This is a genomic window from Cryobacterium cryoconiti, assembly GCF_004403065.1.
Classification (GTDB): domain Bacteria; phylum Actinomycetota; class Actinomycetes; order Actinomycetales; family Microbacteriaceae; genus Cryobacterium; species Cryobacterium cryoconiti.
Window position 1 is genome coordinate 235,972 of sequence record NZ_SOHA01000005.1, and the last position, 17,241, is coordinate 253,212.

18 protein-coding genes are annotated in these 17,241 nt (G+C 67.4%); 14 read left to right on the top strand and 4 right to left on the bottom strand.

Translation table 11 applies throughout. The annotated features are described in order from the left end of the window. The first annotated feature begins 22 nt into the window (after positions 1–22). Genes lepA through hemW form a run of 3 tightly spaced genes read left to right on the top strand, consistent with a single transcriptional unit; the run spans position 23 to position 3,753 of the window. Positions 23–1,870 carry a translation elongation factor 4 gene (gene lepA / locus E3T49_RS02465; RefSeq protein ID WP_134423159.1) on the top strand — a complete coding sequence of 616 codons (1,848 nt, stop codon included), beginning with the start codon at positions 23–25 and terminating at the stop codon, positions 1,868–1,870. 4 nt (positions 1,871–1,874) lie between these two features. After that, on the top strand, positions 1,875–2,522 hold the full coding sequence (locus tag E3T49_RS02470) for a DUF1990 family protein (protein WP_134423161.1): 648 nt from the start codon (positions 1,875–1,877) through the stop codon (positions 2,520–2,522). Between the two features lie 4 nt (positions 2,523–2,526). After that, positions 2,527–3,753, top strand: a complete 1,227-nt coding sequence (gene hemW, locus E3T49_RS02475) for a radical SAM family heme chaperone HemW (protein WP_134423163.1) — start codon at positions 2,527–2,529, stop codon at positions 3,751–3,753. A gap of 109 nt (positions 3,754–3,862) precedes the next feature. On the opposite strand, the gene E3T49_RS02480 is transcribed toward hemW, so the two are convergent. Both E3T49_RS02480 and E3T49_RS02485 read right to left on the bottom strand, forming a co-directional pair. Beyond that, positions 3,863–4,237, bottom strand: coding sequence for a DUF4870 domain-containing protein (locus E3T49_RS02480; RefSeq protein ID WP_134423165.1), 375 nt, complete (start codon positions 4,235–4,237; stop codon positions 3,863–3,865). Positions 4,238–4,275: 38 nt separating this feature from the next. After that, complete coding sequence (locus E3T49_RS02485) at positions 4,276–4,722, bottom strand: DUF4870 domain-containing protein (RefSeq protein WP_134423167.1); 447 nt, start codon at positions 4,720–4,722, stop codon at positions 4,276–4,278. 167 nt (positions 4,723–4,889) lie between these two features. Here E3T49_RS02485 and hrcA point away from each other — a divergent pair, with 167 nt between their 5' ends. The 9 genes from hrcA to leuA all read left to right on the top strand — a co-directional run bounded on the left by hrcA (position 4,890) and on the right by leuA (position 13,923). Beyond that, entirely contained in the window at positions 4,890–5,912 is a 1,023-nt protein-coding gene (gene hrcA, locus E3T49_RS02490; RefSeq protein WP_134423169.1) for a heat-inducible transcriptional repressor HrcA, read from the top strand. 66 nt (positions 5,913–5,978) lie between these two features. After that, entirely contained in the window at positions 5,979–7,097 is a 1,119-nt protein-coding gene (gene dnaJ, locus E3T49_RS02495; protein ID WP_134423171.1) for a molecular chaperone DnaJ, read from the top strand. 6 nt (positions 7,098–7,103) lie between these two features. Beyond that, positions 7,104–7,844 carry a 16S rRNA (uracil(1498)-N(3))-methyltransferase gene (locus E3T49_RS02500; RefSeq protein WP_134423173.1) on the top strand — a complete coding sequence of 247 codons (741 nt, stop codon included), beginning with the start codon at positions 7,104–7,106 and terminating at the stop codon, positions 7,842–7,844. 20 nt (positions 7,845–7,864) lie between these two features. Further along, positions 7,865–8,239, top strand: coding sequence for an HIT domain-containing protein (locus E3T49_RS02505; protein ID WP_134423175.1), 375 nt, complete (start codon positions 7,865–7,867; stop codon positions 8,237–8,239). Positions 8,240–8,306: 67 nt separating this feature from the next. After that, positions 8,307–9,323, top strand: coding sequence for a PhoH family protein (locus E3T49_RS02510; RefSeq protein ID WP_241972627.1), 1,017 nt, complete (start codon positions 8,307–8,309; stop codon positions 9,321–9,323). Continuing rightward, positions 9,320–9,787: an rRNA maturation RNase YbeY gene (ybeY, locus tag E3T49_RS02515; protein ID WP_134423179.1), complete on the top strand. Its 468-nt coding sequence runs from the start codon at positions 9,320–9,322 to the stop codon at positions 9,785–9,787. Before E3T49_RS02510 ends, ybeY begins: the two co-directional genes overlap by 4 nt. Next, positions 9,784–11,100 (top strand): hemolysin family protein, encoded by a 1,317-nt coding sequence (locus tag E3T49_RS02520; protein ID WP_134423181.1) that lies wholly within the window; start codon positions 9,784–9,786, stop codon positions 11,098–11,100. Before ybeY ends, E3T49_RS02520 begins: the two co-directional genes overlap by 4 nt. Continuing rightward, positions 11,093–11,995 carry a GTPase Era gene (gene era, locus E3T49_RS02525; RefSeq protein WP_134423183.1) on the top strand — a complete coding sequence of 301 codons (903 nt, stop codon included), beginning with the start codon at positions 11,093–11,095 and terminating at the stop codon, positions 11,993–11,995. The genes E3T49_RS02520 and era overlap by 8 nt, the downstream gene beginning before the upstream one ends. Positions 11,996–12,150: 155 nt before the next feature. Beyond that, positions 12,151–13,923: a 2-isopropylmalate synthase gene (leuA, locus tag E3T49_RS02530; protein ID WP_134423185.1), complete on the top strand. Its 1,773-nt coding sequence runs from the start codon at positions 12,151–12,153 to the stop codon at positions 13,921–13,923. 123 nt (positions 13,924–14,046) lie between these two features. On the opposite strand, the gene E3T49_RS02535 is transcribed toward leuA, so the two are convergent. Continuing rightward, positions 14,047–14,787, bottom strand: coding sequence for a hypothetical protein (locus E3T49_RS02535; protein WP_174722368.1), 741 nt, complete (start codon positions 14,785–14,787; stop codon positions 14,047–14,049). A 110-nt stretch (positions 14,788–14,897) separates the two neighbouring features. Next, a complete protein-coding gene (locus tag E3T49_RS02540; protein ID WP_241972595.1) occupies positions 14,898–15,596 on the bottom strand; it encodes a trimeric intracellular cation channel family protein in 699 nt (232 codons plus the stop codon). A gap of 77 nt (positions 15,597–15,673) precedes the next feature. On the opposite strand from E3T49_RS02540, the gene recO reads away from it, so the two are divergent. Beyond that, positions 15,674–16,396 (top strand): DNA repair protein RecO, encoded by a 723-nt coding sequence (recO, locus tag E3T49_RS02545; RefSeq protein ID WP_134423187.1) that lies wholly within the window; start codon positions 15,674–15,676, stop codon positions 16,394–16,396. Further along, positions 16,393–17,211, top strand: a complete 819-nt coding sequence (locus tag E3T49_RS02550) for an isoprenyl transferase (RefSeq protein ID WP_134423189.1) — start codon at positions 16,393–16,395, stop codon at positions 17,209–17,211. Before recO ends, E3T49_RS02550 begins: the two co-directional genes overlap by 4 nt. Positions 17,212–17,241: the final 30 nt, after the last annotated feature.

The following is a 17,241-nucleotide window of genomic DNA, read 5'->3' on the forward strand; positions in this document are numbered from 1 at the left end:
GCTATGGGAGAATTGCCGGACCATGTCACCGAGACCCCTCACGTCGCTTGAACCGGCCGCCACCCCGCCCGAGTTCATCCGCAACTTCTGCATCATTGCCCACATCGACCACGGCAAGTCCACGCTGGCCGACCGGATGCTGCAGATCACCGGCATCGTCGACGACCGTTCGATGCGCGCGCAGTACCTCGACCGGATGGATATCGAGCGCGAGCGCGGCATCACGATCAAGAGCCAGGCCGTGCGCATGCCGTGGGAACTCGACGGCCAGACCTACGCCCTGAACATGATCGACACCCCCGGGCACGTGGACTTCACCTACGAGGTGTCCCGTAGCCTGGCCGCGTGCGAGGGAGCCATCCTCCTCGTCGACGCCGCCCAGGGGATCGAGGCGCAGACCCTCGCCAACCTCTACCTGGCGCTGGAGAACGACCTCACCATAATTCCGGTGCTGAACAAGATCGACCTCCCGGCCGCTGACCCCGACAAGTACGCGAAGGAGCTCGCCAGCTTGATCGGCGGCAGCCCCGACGACGTGCTCCGGGTCTCCGGCAAGACCGGTGTCGGCGTCGCCGAACTGCTCGACCGGGCCACCAGCCTCATCCCGGCCCCGGTCGGCGACCCGGCCGCCCCCGCCCGGGCGATGATTTTCGACTCGGTCTACGACAGCTACCGCGGCGTCGTCACCTATGTGCGCATGATCGACGGCAAGCTGAACCCGCGCGAGAAGATCCAGATGATGTCGACGCGGGCCACGCACGAGATCCTCGAGATCGGCGTCACGTCTCCCGAACCCACGCCCAGCAAGGGCCTCGGCGTCGGCGAGGTCGGCTACCTGATCACGGGCGTGAAGGATGTGCGCCAGTCCAAGGTCGGTGACACCGTCACCACCGCGCTTCGCCCCGCGACCGTTGCCCTGCCCGGCTACACCGAGCCCAAGCCCATGGTCTTCTCGGGTCTCTATCCGATCGACGGCAGCGACTACCCGGCCCTCCGTGAGGCCCTGGACAAGCTCAAGCTTTCCGACGCGTCCCTCGTCTACGAGCCCGAGACATCCGTCGCCCTCGGATTCGGTTTCCGCTGCGGTTTCCTCGGCCTGCTGCACCTGGAGATCATCACCGAGCGTCTCGACCGCGAATTCGGCCTCGACCTGATCACCACCGCGCCCAGCGTGATCTACGAGGTCACCACCGACGACAAGAAGTCCGTCACGGTGACCAACCCGAGCGAGTTCCCCAACGGCAAGATCGCCAAGGTCGAGGAACCGATCGTGAAGGCGGCCATCCTCGCGCCGAAGGACTACGTCGGCGTGATCATGGAACTCTGCCAGAGCCGCCGCGGCACCCTGCTCGGCATGGACTACCTGGGTGAGGACCGGGTCGAGATCCGCTACACGATGCCGCTCGGCGAGATCGTGTTCGACTTCTTCGACAACCTGAAGAGCCGCACGGCGGGTTACGGCTCGCTCGACTACGAGCCCATCGGCTCGCAGGAGGCCGACCTGGTCAAGGTCGACATCCTGCTGCAGGGCGAGCAGGTCGACGCGTTCAGCGCGATCGTGCACCGCGACAAGGCCTACGACTATGGCGTGCTGATGACCGGGCGCCTGCGCAAGCTCATCCCCAGGCAACAGTTCGATGTGCCCATCCAGGCCGCGATCGGTGCCCGCATCATCGCGCGCGAGTCGATCAGCGCCATCCGTAAAGACGTTCTCGCCAAGTGCTACGGCGGCGACATCTCCCGCAAGCGCAAACTGCTGGAGAAGCAGAAAGAGGGCAAGAAGCGCATGAAGATGGTCGGCCGGGTCGAGGTACCCCAGGAAGCGTTCATCGCAGCACTGTCCGGCGACGAGCCCCCGAAGAAGAAGTAGACGGATGCGTCGCTCCACCTTCACGGATACCGCCGTCACCTACGCGTCGATCGGTGGCACCCTCGCCCCCGACCTGCTCCGCTACCCACCCAAGGGCTACCGGCCCATCGAACGCACCGTGCGCCTCGGCAGCGGTGAGGAACGCTTCCAGCTTGCCTCCAAGTCACTGATGACGTGGGGTGTGCAGCGCGGCAGCGGTATGACCGTCACCGATCTTCTGGACGGCACCGGCCAGCAGTACACGGGGCTCGTCTTCGACGCCGACGGTCAGGCAGTCCGTGACCAGAAGTCGGCCCCGGACGAGGCCATCTTCGCCGAGGACGGCACGCCCTACATTGTGAACGGCATGTCCGCCCACCTCACCACCAAGTTCGGACCCTTCACGATCGACGCCCCCGTGCGCGTGGTCTACGTGGTCGACGAGCCCGACCGCGTCGGCTTCGCCTACGGCACCATGGCCGGGCATCCCGCCAGCGGCGAGGAGTCCTTCGTCGTCGACAAGCGCGACGACGACTCGGTCTGGCTCACCGTCCGCGCGTTCTCTCGGCCCAGCACCTGGCTCTACCGCCTCGGCTGGCCGCTCGTGCGCCGGCAGCAGTCCAAGATCACTGCCCGCTACCTGCGCGCCCTGCACCCGATCGGCGCGGTCTAGCCGGATGGGCGGTGCCCTTCCCCTCGGCGACCCCGCGCCCCGCGACGGTCTGCTGCCGGCGTCCGCGGCCGTCGGAGCCGCCGAACGCGACTTCGGCGTCTACCTGCACGTGCCGTTCTGCCGCGTGCGCTGCGGGTACTGCGACTTCAACACCTACACCGCCACCGAGTTGCGCGGCGCCTCCCAGCACGACTACGCCGGTCAGGCGATCAGCGAGGTGGAGGCTGCCGGCCGCATCCTGGAGCAGTCAGGCGTGCCCGCACGCCCGGCGGCGACCGTCTTCTTCGGCGGCGGCACCCCCACGCTGCTCCCGGCCGACGACCTGGTGCGCATGCTGCACGCCGTGCGCTCCACCTGGGGGATCGCGCCCGGTGCCGAGGTGACCACCGAGGCGAACCCCGACTCCGTCGACGCCGCCTACCTCGGCCGCCTCGCCGAATCCGGCTTCACCCGGGTGTCCTTCGGCATGCAGTCCGCCGTACCGAGCGTCCTGGCCACCCTCGAGCGCACCCACGACCCCGAGCGGGTCCCGCTGGTCGTGCAGTGGGCCCGCCAGGCCGGCCTCGACGTGTCCCTCGACCTGATCTACGGCACACCGGGGGAAACCCTGCTCGACTGGCGCACCAGCCTCGAGCACGCCATCCGCCAGGCTCCCACGCACATCAGCGCGTACTCGCTGATCGTCGAGGAGGGCACCAAGCTGGCCCGCCAGATCAAGCGCGGCGAGTTGGCGCCCGTCGACGACGACGTGCAGGCCGAGTTCTACGAGCTGGCCGACGACCTGTTGTCTCAGGCCGGCTACGGCTGGTACGAGGTCAGCAATTGGGCGACGGATGACGCGCACCGCTCCCGGCACAACCTCGCCTACTGGCGCAGCCAGGACTGGTGGGGCGTGGGCCCCGGGGCGCACAGCCATGTCGGCGGAGTGCGCTGGTGGAACGTCAAGCATCCGTCGGCCTACGGCGACCGGATCCGCGCGGGCGAGTCACCGGCCGCCGGCCGGGAGACCCTTGACGCCGCCACTCAGGAGGTGGAGCGGGTGCTGCTGCTCACCCGCATCCGTGAGGGCATCCGCATCGACTCGCTGAGCCCGCTCGGGCGCCGCGAGGTGGCCGGGCTGATCGCCGACGAGCTCATCGACGCGAGGGCAGCCCTCTCCGGTTCGGTCGAACTGACCCGAAGAGGACGCCTTCTGGCGGATGCCGTCGTGCGGCGCCTGCTCGCCGACTGATCGCGGTCGAGCCGCCGCGGTGGTCGAGCCGCCGCGGTGGTCGAGCCGCCCCGGTGGTCGAGCCGCCCCGGTGGTCGAGCCGCCCCGGTGGTCGAGCTTGTCGAGACCCCTAGTTCACGAACTTGATCGACAGCGGATACGTGTAGTACTCACCCCGGTTTGCGGCCAGAGCGGCCATGATGCTGAACACGATCGCCAGTACCGAAGCAGCCGCCAGGATCAGGAAGCCGACGAAGACGATGACCAGGACCCCGCCGACCACGTAGGCGATCAACAGGGTGAGCTGGAAGTTCAGGGCGGTTGCGGCGTGCGCGCGGATGAACGGGCCACGGTCCTTGAACACGACGTACCCGATCAGGGCCGGCAGGAACGAGAAGACAATCCCGCCGATGTGGATCAACGTGGCCCACAGCTTCTCATCCGACGGGTTCAGCGGGGCCGGCGCGGAATACGGAGTGGCCGGGGGTGGGGTGGAATTGGACATCGGAGCTCCTTCTGAGTGAAAAGTGTTGAGTGCCGGGGTTAGCTGACGAGGCGCAGCGCGAACGGGTACCGGTAGTGGTTCCCGTCCTTGGCCTGGAGGTAGCCGAGCACCGAGAAGACCACGCCGACGATGTACAGCACCCAGCCGAGACCGCCGAGTACGCTGCCGATGCCGAAGGTGAGAAAGCCTATGATCGTCGACACGATGCTGATGCCGACGTAGCCGATCAGAAGCGTGATCTGGAAATTGAGTGCCTCTTTGGCCTCGACGCTGGTCAGAGGTCCGCGATCTTTGAACACCAGGTACAGCACGAGCGCGGGCACGAACATAAGGATGCCGCCGAGATGGGCCAGAGACGCCCACTGGTGGTCGTCGGCCTGCGACAGGGGAGCCGACGGCCCCGGGGCCGCGGGCTGATACGGCGGCTGCGGCGGTCGTTGACCCTGATTCGGATCGTCGGATCCGGGACCGGTGAAATTGCTCATGATCGTGCCTTTCAGTGCACAGGGGGAGGGGTGCTACACACCTAAGCTACTGCTCCAAAACAGCGGCGAGCAATGGGGAACCTCAGCCGGTCGCGGTATGATTGGCAGTCACATACTTCGAGTGCCAACCGGTGACGCACTCACGACGCACGGAGGAGGCGAGAGTCATGGTGTCCGACCGCAGTCTCGAAGTCCTTCGTGTGATCGTCCAGGACTACGTCGCCTCCCGCGAACCCGTCGGGTCCAAGTCCATCGTCGACCGGCATTCCTTCGGTGTCTCAGCGGCCACCATCCGCAACGACATGGCGCTGCTCGAAGAGGAAGAACTCATCGCGGCCCCGCACACCTCGTCGGGCCGGATCCCGACCGACAAGGGCTATCGTCTCTTCGTCGATCACCTCGCCGATCTCCGACCGCTATCCGCAGCCCAACGCCAGGCGATCGAAACCTTCCTCGGCCAGTCGGCCGACCTCGACGAGGTTCTGGCCCGCAGCGTACGGCTGCTCTCCCAGCTCACCCACCAGGTCGCTCTCGTGCAGTACCCGTCGCTGTCCCGCGCCAAGGTGCGTCACATCGAACTGGTGCCCCTGTCCGAAACGCGCCTCCTCTCCGTTCTGATCACGGATGCCGGACGGGTCGAGCAACGCGTCGTCGACCTGCCCCGCCCGCTCGCTGAACCCGTTCTGGTCGAACTGCGGTCCCGGCTCAATTCGGCCCTCGTCGGCCTCGCCATGTCCGAGGCCGCCAGCGCCCTGACCGGCACCTCCGGCACCGGCCCGTTCGAGCAGCAGGAGACCGTCGACCTGATCACGGGAACCCTTCGCGACCAGGTCGGCGCGAACCGGCAGGACCGCCTCGTGATGGCCGGGGCCGCCAACCTCGTGCGCACCGAGGAAGACTTCACCGGCAGCATTTTCCCGGTGCTCGAGGCCATCGAAGAACAGGTCGTGCTCCTGCGCCTGTTCGGTGAGATGGCTTCCGACCAGCACGGCGTCTCCGTCAGCATCGGCCGGGAGAATGCCCCCTTCGGGCTGGCCGAGACCTCCGTGCTCACCAGCGGATACTCCTCCCAGGGAGGCAACCTGGCCCGCCTCGGCGTGCTCGGCCCCACCCGCATGGACTACTCGAACAACATGGCGGCCGTTCGCGCGGTCGCCCGCTACCTTTCACGCCTCCTTGGCGAGAATTGACCAGGACCACCGGCCCCAGCGGCCGGCGAACCACCACGTTTCCAAACACACCTAGGAGAGCCAGCTTTGGCTGACCATTACGAAGTACTCGGCGTTGCACGCGACGCCTCGACCGACGAGATCAAGAAGGCGTACCGCAAGCTCGCCCGGCAGCTCCACCCCGACGTCAACCCGGGGGCGGATGCGTCGGAGCGCTTCAAATCGGTCACGCACGCCTACGACGTGCTGAGCGACGCCAAACAGCGCGACAACTACGACCGCGGCGGCAACGGCCGCTCGGGCGGCGGCGGGGGAGGCGGCTTCGACGGCAACTACGGCAACTTCGGCGACATCTTCGAGACCTTCTTCGGCGGCGGAGGATCCACCCGTGGTCCCCGGTCCCGCCGCGAACGCGGCCAGGACGCCCTGATCCGCGTCGAACTCGACCTCGATGAGATCATTTTCGGCACGCACCGCGACCTCGAGGTCGATACGGCCATCGTCTGCAGCACCTGCAGCGGCACCTGCTGCCAGCCCGGCACCGCCCCGGTCACCTGCGACATCTGTCACGGCACCGGCAACATCCAGCGTGCCGTCCGGTCGCTGCTGGGCAACGTGATGACCTCCAGCCCGTGCGGTTCCTGCCGCGGCTACGGCACCATCATCGCCACACCCTGCGTCACCTGCCAGGGCCAGGGCCGCGTGCGCGCACGCCGCACGGTCCCCGTGGACATTCCGGCGGGCGTCGACACCGGCCTGCGACTGCAGATGCCCGGCAGCGGCGAGGCCGGGCCTGCCGGCGGCCCCAACGGCGACCTCTACCTCGAGATGAAGGTGCGCCACCACGACGTCTTCAGCCGTGACGGCGATGACCTGCTCTGCACCCTCGAGGTACCGATGACGGATGCCATCCTGGGCACCACCGCCACCGTCAAGGCTCTCGACGGCGACATCGACGTGGAAATCAAGGCCGGCACGCAGAGCGCCGAGGTCATCACCGTCAAGGACCGCGGAGTCACCCGCCTGCGCGGGAACGGGCGCGGCGATCTCAAGATCGGCGTGCACGTGGCCACGCCTGTGCGTCTCGACCACAAGGAGCGGGAGCTGATCGAGGCCTTCGCGGCCCGGCACAAGGCCCCCGCGCCCGCGCTCAGCGCCTTCCAGCAGGGACTGTTCGCGAAGCTGCGCGATCGGTTCCGCGGCTAGACGTCAATGGCACATTTCTTCATCGATGAAGCGCTCCGCGCCGCCGATTGCGTGGCCGGAGCGCAGGTCGCCATCGGCGGTGCCGAAGCGCGGCATGCGGTCACGGTCAGCCGGGTGCGCCCGGGCGAACATCTGCAGATCGGGAACGGGGCCGGGCTGATGTTCTCCGCCACCGTCGTCGGCGCGGAGCCGACCCAGCTCACCCTGCGGGTGGACACGGTGACCGTGACGGCACTGCTGACCCCGCGCATCCGCCTGGTCCAGGCTCTCGCCAAGGGAGACCGGGACGAGCTGGCCGTGCAGGCCGCCACCGAACTCGGCATCGACGGGGTCATCCCGTGGGCGGCGTCCCGGTCGGTGACCCGCTGGGAGGGTGCCAAAATCCAAAAGGGCCGTGACCGCTGGTCCAGCATCGTGCGCGAGGCCTCCAAACAGTCGATCCGCGCCTGGCTGCCCACCGTCGGCGAACTGGCCAGCACGAAAGCGCTGGCCGCCCTCGCCGGCACGACCCGGATGCTGCTGCTGGAGCCCACGGCGACCGAACGCCTGACCTCGCAGGCTGCTCCCACCGACGACCGGGAGATCCTGCTCGTCGTCGGCCCCGAGGGCGGCATCGCCCCGGCGGAGCTCACGCTGCTCGAACAAGCCGGGGCCACCCGGGTGCGGCTAGGCGACAACGTGCTGCGCACCTCCACCGCCGGCCCGGCCGCCCTGTCCATCCTGAACGCCACGCTCGGCCGCTGGTAACGCGCGCTTAAGATAGAGACATGTCTTCCACCGGAGAACCGTCCATCTTCAGCCGCATCGCCTCGCGCGAGATCCCGGCGACCATCGTCGCCGAAACCGATCGCGTGATCGCCTTCAACGACATCGCCCCGCAGGCCCCCGTGCACGTGGTGATCACACCGAAGACCTCCGAGTACGCCAACGTGGTCGAGCTCGCCGCGGGGGACCCCGGCCTGCTCGCCGAAATCGTCGCCGTGGCCAGTGGCCTTGCGGCCACACTGTCCAACGGCCAGTTCCGCCTGGTTTTCAACACCGGTGAAACCGTCGGCCAGACCGTCTTCCACGTGCATGCCCATCTGCTCGCCCCGCAGGCAGCGGGCGGCACCCTCGAGGAGGGCACGCTTGGCTTCCGCTGAGTCCCAGCTCCCCGGTTCGAGCGAGCCCGGCCAGGCCGAGGCGCGCATCACGGTCGACGGCGTCGCCATGGTGCGCCTGCTGGGAGCCGATGACCGGCTGCTCGCCACCGTCGAGAAGGAACACCCCGGCGTCAGTGTGCACGTGCGCAGCAACGAGATCACCCTCACCGGTGCGACCGAGCACGTCGAGGCCGCCCGCCGCCTGATCGAAGAGCTGCTGCTGATGGTGCGCGGCGGCCGTGACCTCGCCGAATCCGAGGTCAGCACATCAGCACGGATGCTGCACGAGGACAGTTCCACGAGCCCGTCCGAACGCCTCGGCCCGGCCATCCTCAGCTCCCGGGGCAAGAGCATCCGGGCCAAGACCCTCGGCCAGAAGCAGTACGTCGACGCCATCGACTCCGACACCATCGTGTTCGGCATCGGGCCGGCCGGCACCGGCAAGACCTATCTGGCGATGGCGAAGGCAGTGCAGGCGCTGCAGCGCAAAGAGGTCGACCGCATCATCCTCACCCGTCCGGCCGTCGAGGCCGGGGAACGCCTCGGCTTCCTGCCGGGCAGTCTCACCGACAAGATCGACCCGTACCTGCGCCCGCTCTACGACGCCCTGAACGAGATGATGGACCCCGAGCTCGTGCCCAAGCTGCTGGCCGCCGGAACCATCGAGGTGGCCCCGCTGGCATATATGCGCGGTCGCACGCTCAACTCGTCCTTCGTCGTGCTCGACGAGGCGCAGAACACCACCCCTGAGCAGATGAAGATGTTCCTCACCCGGCTCGGCTTCGGCTCGAAAATGGTCGTGACCGGGGACGTGACCCAGATCGACCTGCCGGCCGGCTCCAGCGGGCTGCGCCTGGTGAGCCGCGTGCTCGACCAGGTCGACGACATCCGTTTCGTGCGCCTGACCAGTGCCGACGTCGTGCGGCATTCTCTCGTGGGCCGCATCGTCGACGCCTGGACCGAGTACGACGCGCAGAAGCAGGCCGACCGCTACGAAAGCGATCAGGCGCGTGAATTCGCCAATCGCGGGCCCGGTCGCCCCAACACTCCCCGCGAACGCCTTCCGAAACGGAGATCCTCTTGAGCATCGAAATCAACAACGAATCGACCATTCCGGTCGATGAGGCCACCATCCTGCGTCTCGCGGCCTACGCTCTGGACTCCATGCATGTGCACCCCGACGCGGAACTGGCCATCGTGCTCGTCGACGAGGGTGCGATGGAACAGCTGCACGTGCAGTGGATGGACGAGCCCGGCCCCACCGACGTGCTCAGCTTTCCGATGGATGAACTGCGGCCGGGCACCGAAGACGCCCTCACCCCTCCGGGCCTCCTGGGCGACATCGTGCTCTGCCCGCAGGTGGCTCAGGGGCAGGCCGAGACCGCCGGGCACAGCACCCTCGAGGAGCTGCTCCTGCTTACGACGCACGGTGTGCTGCACCTGCTCGGGTTCGATCACGCGGAACCCGACGAAGAGAAGGAAATGTTCGGCATCCAGCGCGACATCCTGATCGGCTTCGCCCTGCAGGAACGACTCCGCGACCGATGATCGGGTGGTTTCTCACGTCGGCCGTTCTGTTGGTCGCCTTCGGCGGTCTGATGGCCGCGGTGGACTCCGCCATCACCATTCAGTCCCGGGCCGACATCTCGGACCTGGCCGCGAAGTCGCGGGCCCGGCGCTCCCTGACGGCGATCGCCGCGGACACCGGGGCGCACCTGAACACGATCAGTTTTGTGCGGATCATCGCCGAGACCACGGCGGCCGTGCTGGTCACCCTCGTCTTCGCGACCACGATCGAGGAGCTGTGGCTGGCACTGCTGCTGTCCTCCCTGCTGATGACGGCCGTCTCGTTCGTTCTCGTCGGCGCCAGTCCGCGCAGCGTGGGCCGGGCCCACCCGGTGGAGCTGCTCGCCGCGGCCGCACCTCTGGTGCATTTCCTCCGGGTGCTGCTCGGGCCGATCGCGAACGCGCTCGTGGCTCTCGGCAACCGGGTCACGCCCGGGCGCACCCGCCTGGCCACGTTCACGTCGGAGGACCAGTTGCTCAGCATGGTCGACGAGGCGACCGAGCTCGACGTGCTCGAGGAGGACGACCGGGAACTGATCCACTCCATCTTCGAGTTCAACGAGACCGTCGTGCGCGAGATCATGATCCCGCGCACCGACATGGTCACCATCGAGGCCGACTCATCGCTCGGTGCGGCGATGGGGCTCTTCCTGAGCAAGGGTTTCTCCCGGGTGCCGGTCATCGACGGTGAGGTCGACGACGTCACGGGCATCCTGTATCTGCGTGATGTGGCCCGTCTCGTCTACGAACGTCCGCCCAACGTGGAAAGCCTCACGGTGCGCGAGCTGGAGCGCCCCGCCGTGTTCGTGCCCGAATCGAAGAAGGCCGATGCCCTGCTCCGTCAGATGCAGCTCGAGTCGAACCACCTCGCCATGGTGGTCGACGAGTATGGTGGGATCGCTGGACTTGTCACCCTCGAGGACCTGATCGAGGAACTCGTGGGAGATATCTCCGACGAGTACGACCGCGACGTCGTGGAGGTCGAAGACCTCGGCAACGGTCGCTTCCGGGTGAGCGCCCGGCTCCCGGTCGACGAACTCGGCGAACTGTTCGACCTGGAACTGGACGACGACGAGGTCGACTCGGTGGGTGGCCTGCTGGCCAAGGCGCTCGGCCGGCTCCCGGTCGCGGGCTCGGTCGCGAAGACCAGCGGGTTGATCCTCACCGCCGAACGAACCGAGGGCCGCCGCAAACGAATCAGCACCGTGCTGGTTGAACGAGACCAAGCGCTGATTGACGCGCAGAACGCATTCCTCGGAGTGTCGGACGATGAGAGAGTGAACGGTCATGACTGAACAAGATGGATTCCGAGCGGGATTCGTGTCCTTTGTCGGACGCCCCAACGTGGGCAAGTCCACCCTGACGAACGCACTGGTGGGGGAGAAGGTCGCGATCACGTCGTCGAAGCCTCAGACCACCCGGCGCGCCATCCGTGGCATCGTGCACCAGAAGAACGGCCAGCTGATCCTGGTCGACACCCCCGGCATCCACAAGCCGCGCACCCTGCTCGGCGAGCGACTGAACAGCCTCGTGCAGTCCACCCTGTCCGGTGTTGACGTGGTGGGCCTGTGCATCCCGGCCAACGAGCCGATCGGCCCGGGCGACAAGTTCATCAACGAGCAGCTCGACAACTTCCCGCGTGCCAGGAAGGTGGCCATCGTCACCAAGATCGACATGTCCTCCAAGACCAGCGTCGCGAACCAGCTCCTCGCGGTCTCGCAGCTGCGCGACTGGGAGGCGATCGTGCCGATCTCGGCGACCAGCCGCATCCAGCTCGATATCCTCAGCGCGGAGCTGCTGCGCCTGCTGCCCCTGTCGGATGCCCCGCTCTACCCGGCCGACGCGGTCACCGATGAGAGCCTCGAGTCGCGCATTTCCGAGTACATCCGCGAGGCCGCGCTCGAGGGCGTCACCGACGAGTTGCCGCACTCGATCGCCGTGACCATCGACGACATCATCGAGCGCGACGACCAGGAACTCGTGGAGATCTACGCGAACCTGTTCGTCGAGCGCGACAGCCAGAAGGGGATCATCATCGGCAAGTCGGGCAGCCGGCTGAAGGATGTCGGCATGCGCGCCCGCAAGCAGATCGAACCTCTCGTGGGCAAGCGGGTCTTCCTCTCCCTCCGGGTCAAGGTCGCCAAGGAATGGCAGCGCGATCCGAAACAGCTCGGACGCCTCGGCTTCTAGAAGCCAGGGGTGATCCTCCCGGCGGAGGGTGGTAGCCTGCACTTATGTTTTTCGGTGCGCTCCTTCTTCGCTGCCGCGACGAGTCCTAATCTGAGGCCTCCCTCGTCGCGGAGTTCGTCGTTGGCTACCCACCATTCGCGAGGAGATCACAGATCATGAAGAACAACCAGACCGCATCCCGGATGCCGATCCATAAGTACCGCCCGTATCAGGAGCAGTTCCGGGTCGAACTGCCCGACCGCACCTGGCCGACCAAGCACATCACCGCGGCGCCGCGCTGGTGTGCCGTCGACCTGCGCGACGGCAACCAGGCGCTGATCGACCCGATGAGCCCCGAGCGCAAGCGCATCATGTTCGACATGCTGGTGCGGATGGGTTACAAGGAGATCGAGGTCGGCTTCCCGTCGGCCAGCCAGACCGACTTCGACTTCGTGCGCAGCCTGATCGACGACAACGCCATCCCCGACGACGTGACCATCCAGGTGCTCACCCAGGCGCGCGAGCACCTGATCCGGCGCACCTACGAGTCGATCGCCGGCGCCAGGCAGGCCATCGTGCACCTGTACAACTCCACCAGTGTGCTGCAGCGCGAGGTCGTGTTCCGCGAGGACAAGCAGGGCATCATCGACATCGCCCTGGCCGGTGCACGCCTGTGCCGTGCGGCCGAGGCGACCGTTCCCGGCACCACGGTCTACTACGAGTACTCCCCGGAGAGCTACACCGGCACCGAGCTCGAATTCGCCGTCGACGTCTGCAACCAGGTCCTCGAGATCCTCGAGCCCACCCCCGAGCGCAAGGTCATCATCAACCTGCCCGCAACCGTCGAGATGGCCACGCCGAACGTCTACGCCGACTCGATCGAGTGGATGGGCCGCCACCTCGCCCACCGCGAGAACGTGCTCATCTCCCTGCACCCGCACAACGACCGCGGCACCGCCATCGCGGCCGCGGAGTTGGGCTACCTGGCCGGCGCGGATCGCATCGAAGGCTGCCTGTTCGGAAACGGCGAACGCACCGGCAACGTCGACCTGGTTGCCCTGGGCGTCAACCTGTTCACGCAGGGCATCGACCCGCAGATCGACTTCAGCAACATCGATGAGGTCAAGCGCACGGCGGAGTACTGCAATCAGCTGCCCGTGCCCGAGCGCAGCCCCTGGGCCGGCGACCTGGTCTTCACGGCGTTCAGCGGTTCGCACCAGGACGCCATCAAAAAGGGCTTCGAGGCCATGGCCGCGGATGCCGCCACGCAGGGCTGCAGCGTCGATGACCTGGTCTGGGCGGTCCCGTACCTGCCGATCGACCCGAAGGACCTCGGCCGCAGCTATGAAGCGGTGATCCGGGTCAACTCACAGTCGGGCAAGGGTGGCGTGGCCTACCTGCTCAAGACCGACCATGCGCTCGACCTGCCGCGCAAACTGCAGATCGAGTTCTCCGGCGTCGTGCAGTCCAAGACCGACCAGGAGGGTGGCGAGGTCACGAGCGAGCAGATCTGGGAGATCTTCAACGACGAGTACCTGCCGGCCAGCCAGACCACGCCCGATGCGAAGTGGGGCCGATTCGAGCTGCACGCCACGCGCACGTCGAGTGACCTTTCCGGTTCGGTGGAGCTGTCCGTCGACCTGCGCGACGACACCAGCGTCGCCAGTGCGGTCGGTTCGGGCAACGGTCCGATCGCCGCGTTCCTCGGCGTCATGGCCGAACGTGGAATCGCCATCACGCTCTACGACTACGTGGAGCACGCCATGTCCGCCGGCGGCGACGCCCTCGCCGCGGCCTACGTCGAACTCGACGTCAACGGCAAGCGCTATTGGGGTGTCGGCATCGACGCGGACATCTCCACGGCGTCACTCAAGTCGGTCGTCTCGGCGGTCAACCGCGGCATCCGTGCCGAGTCCGCTGCACGCACCCTGGCCGACGCGACCGCCTGAACCCTCCGCACCTGAATTGAGAATCGCCCTGAATTGAGAATCGCCGTTCCGGTTGAGTGTCACCCCTGGGGGAGACACTCAACCGGAACGGCGATTCCGTGTTGCGCCCGGGCGATGCTCTGATCAGAGTCGCGCGGTGTCGGTCGCCCGGGTCCGTTGCGCCGGAGCGACGTGGGTCGGCTCCGCGGTCGGCAGGGCCGGTCGGGCCTCGGGCATGGGGTTCAGCACCATCGTGCAGTCGTCGATCGCACCGGCGAGGAGGTCATAGAGCTGGCCGTCCGGGTCGGGCACGCACGCCTCGGCGATGCCCTGCACCGACACCCGGATGATGGTCTCCGCCGTGCGGTCCGTGAACTTGCTCCGCGACCAGGACCCCATCGAAGCGATGAAATCCCGCGCCCAGCGCTCGGTGTCCGGCGCGGAATCGAAGGAGACGCGGATGCGTTCGGCCACGTCCTCGGGGATCGTCCCGTCGGGAGCGGTCAGGTGACGTTCGCAATTGCGGATGCCCACGGCCAGAGCCCGCTGGTGGTCAGCGCTGGTCACCGGAAGGGCTGATGTGGCCGCGCGCAACGCGATCAGCAGTCGCACGCGCGCGTCGTCGCCGCGAAGCCCGATCACTGAGGGGATCAGCGGGACCAGCCGGGCCCGGGCGGTGTCCGAGGTGCAGTCGTTCACCATCCGGGCCACGGAGGCGAGAAGGGGATGCGTGCAGGCCGGATGGTCGCTCCAGGCTTCACCGGACAGATAGGAGGCGAACTCCATGAAACAGGCGCCGGAGCGCGGGTTCCTGTGCTTGCCTCGGGACAGGACCGGCATCACATCCGGCATCGAATCGGGCACGTTGCCCTTCAGCATGTTCATGAGGATCCTCCAAATGACGTGAGTTCTTCTCATTAGTCTCACCCGGGAGCGAGTGAAAGGCGAGTGCAGAATCCGTCGTTTGTCGCACCAGTTTCAGGCTGCCGCGAAGGTCACGCCCCGCGGCCCCGGCGCCGCCGGAAGGCGACGATATTCTCGCGTCGCCACCGCGGCCAGCTGCCGATCGCGCGCTGTTGCGGCAGGCTCCAGCCGTACCGCGCGGCCAGTACCCGGATGACCGTCGTCACCACGACGCAGGCGATCCCGGCGATGGTGATGGGCACCTGCAGCAGGAACAGCACCACGAGCAGGCCGCTGCCGACTCCGGCCGCCACCGCGTAGAAGGAGCCGACGTGCATCACCGCGATCGGCACGTTCAGCATCATGTCCCGCAGGGCCGACCCACCCACGGCGGTGATGACCCCGACGAACAGGGCCGGGATCTCCGGCAGGCCCGCGGCCAGCGCCTTGCTGGTGCCCAGGGCGCCGAACAGCCCGATCGTGACCGCGTCGAGCGCGATGATGAACGGGCCCAGCCGGTTGAACAGGCTCTGCAGCAGCATCCCGAGCAGAGCCGCCCCCGCGCAGACCGGCAGATACCAGTTGCTCTGCAGCGCGGCCGGCACACCGCCCAGCAGGATGTCACGCAGCAGTCCACCGCCGAGCCCCACGGTGACGCCGATCAGGGCGATCCCGAGCAGGTCGAAGCGACGGTCGGTGAACCGGCCGGCGAACATGGCCCCCTGGATCGCTCCGATCGCGACGGCCGTGAGGTCGAGCCAGAGGGGAATGAAGAACGAGGTGGAGGGCACCCCTAATGAAACCACTGAAACGGGCGACCGTCGGCGCGGAGGACGTCGCAGGGCCCTCCGGGTGGGAGAATCCTAGGGTGCCTGTTTACCGTGATGAAGTCGTCGTGCTGCGCACCCAGAAGCTGGGCGAAGCCGACCGTATCGTCACCATGCTCACCCGCCAGCACGGAAAGGTGCGGGCGGTCGCCAAAGGGGTGCGCCGCACCGCGTCCAAATTCGGGGCTCGCCTGGAGCCGTTCATGGTCGCTGATGTGCAGCTCTACGAGGGGCGCAGCCTCGACGTGATCACGCAGGCGGAGTCCATCGGCTCCTACGGCGCTCTGATCACCGCCGACTACCCGAGCTACACCGCGGCCAGCGCCATGGTCGAGACGGCCGACAAGTTGACCGAGGCAGAGGGGTCGCTGCAGCAATACCTGCTTCTCGTGGGTGCCCTGCGGTCGCTGTCCCGCCGGGAGCACGGCGCCGGCCTGACGCTGGACTCCTACCTGCTTCGAGCCCTGTCCATGGCCGGATGGGCCCCCAGCTTCCAGGACTGTGCCCGGTGCGGCGCCGTGGGAGCCCACTCGGCGATGGTCGTGCAGGTCGGCGGGATCGTCTGCGACGACTGCGCCGCCCCCGGGTCGCCCCGGCTCGATCCCGCGACCATCGCCCTGCTCGGCTCCCTCCTGACCGGGGACTGGGAACACGCCCAGTCCGCCCCCGACCGAACCAGAGCACAGGCCACCGGAGTCGTCGCCGCGTACACGCAGTGGCACCTCGGACGCGGCCTTCGATCCTTGGAGCACGTGAGTCGATGAACCCCAACCCCTTCGGCCAGAAGCCGTTCACCCACAAGGACGCGGTCCCGTTCAAGCCCCTGGACTGGACGGGCCTGTACCCGCCGGCCCTGCCGAAGAAGGTCGTGCCCGAACACGTGGCCGTCGTGATGGACGGCAACGGGCGCTGGGCGAACGCGCGCGGACTGCCGCGGGTGGAGGGCCACAAGGCTGGGGAAGCCGCCCTCCTCGATGTGGTCGCCGGCGCCATCCAGATGGGCGTCAAACACCTGAGCGTCTACGCCTTCTCCACCGAGAACTGGAAGCGCTCACCCGACGAGGTGCGCTTCCTGATGGGCTTCAACCGTGATGTGCTGCACCGCCGGCGCGACCAGCTCAACGAGTGGGGGGTGCGCGTGCGGTGGGCCGGGCGCAAGCCGCGGCTGTGGGCATCCGTCATCAAGGAGCTGCAGTTCGCCGAACAGCTGACCAGGGGCAACGACGTGCTCACCCTCACCATGTGCGTGAACTACGGCGGGCGCACCGAGATCGCGGATGCCGTTCGCGCGCTGGCTGAGGACGTCGCCGCGGGCAGGCTCAAGCCCTCCGGCATCACCGAGAAGTCCATCCAGCGTCACCTGTACACGCCGGATCTGCCTGACGTGGACCTGTTCGTGCGCAGCTCGGGGGAGCAGCGCACCAGCAACTTCATGCTCTGGCAGAGCGCCTACGCCGAGATGGTGTTCCTGGACACGCTTTGGCCGGATTTCAGCCGCGTCGACCTGTGGCACGCGATCGAGCTCTACGCGTCCCGCAACCGCCGCTACGGCGGCGCCGTCGACACCCCGACGCTCTGACCGCCCACCGGTGATCGACCGCCCGCGGTG

Coding starts and splice junctions, on each gene's coding strand:
- E3T49_RS02500 (WP_134423173.1), top strand. CDS start 7,104: ATGGCACATTTCTTCATCGATGAAGCGCTCCGCGCCGCCGATTGCGTG.
- E3T49_RS02505 (WP_134423175.1), top strand. CDS start 7,865: ATGTCTTCCACCGGAGAACCGTCCATCTTCAGCCGCATCGCCTCGCGC.
- leuA (WP_134423185.1), top strand. CDS start 12,151: ATGAAGAACAACCAGACCGCATCCCGGATGCCGATCCATAAGTACCGC.
- E3T49_RS02485 (WP_134423167.1), bottom strand. CDS start 4,722: ATGAGCAATTTCACCGGTCCCGGATCCGACGATCCGAATCAGGGTCAA.
- lepA (WP_134423159.1), top strand. CDS start 23: ATGTCACCGAGACCCCTCACGTCGCTTGAACCGGCCGCCACCCCGCCC.
- hrcA (WP_134423169.1), top strand. CDS start 4,890: ATGGTGTCCGACCGCAGTCTCGAAGTCCTTCGTGTGATCGTCCAGGAC.
- E3T49_RS02510 (WP_241972627.1), top strand. CDS start 8,307: ATGGTGCGCCTGCTGGGAGCCGATGACCGGCTGCTCGCCACCGTCGAG.
- E3T49_RS02520 (WP_134423181.1), top strand. CDS start 9,784: ATGATCGGGTGGTTTCTCACGTCGGCCGTTCTGTTGGTCGCCTTCGGC.
- era (WP_134423183.1), top strand. CDS start 11,093: ATGACTGAACAAGATGGATTCCGAGCGGGATTCGTGTCCTTTGTCGGA.
- hemW (WP_134423163.1), top strand. CDS start 2,527: ATGGGCGGTGCCCTTCCCCTCGGCGACCCCGCGCCCCGCGACGGTCTG.
- E3T49_RS02480 (WP_134423165.1), bottom strand. CDS start 4,237: ATGTCCAATTCCACCCCACCCCCGGCCACTCCGTATTCCGCGCCGGCC.
- E3T49_RS02470 (WP_134423161.1), top strand. CDS start 1,875: ATGCGTCGCTCCACCTTCACGGATACCGCCGTCACCTACGCGTCGATC.
- E3T49_RS02550 (WP_134423189.1), top strand. CDS start 16,393: ATGAACCCCAACCCCTTCGGCCAGAAGCCGTTCACCCACAAGGACGCG.
- E3T49_RS02535 (WP_174722368.1), bottom strand. CDS start 14,787: ATGAACATGCTGAAGGGCAACGTGCCCGATTCGATGCCGGATGTGATG.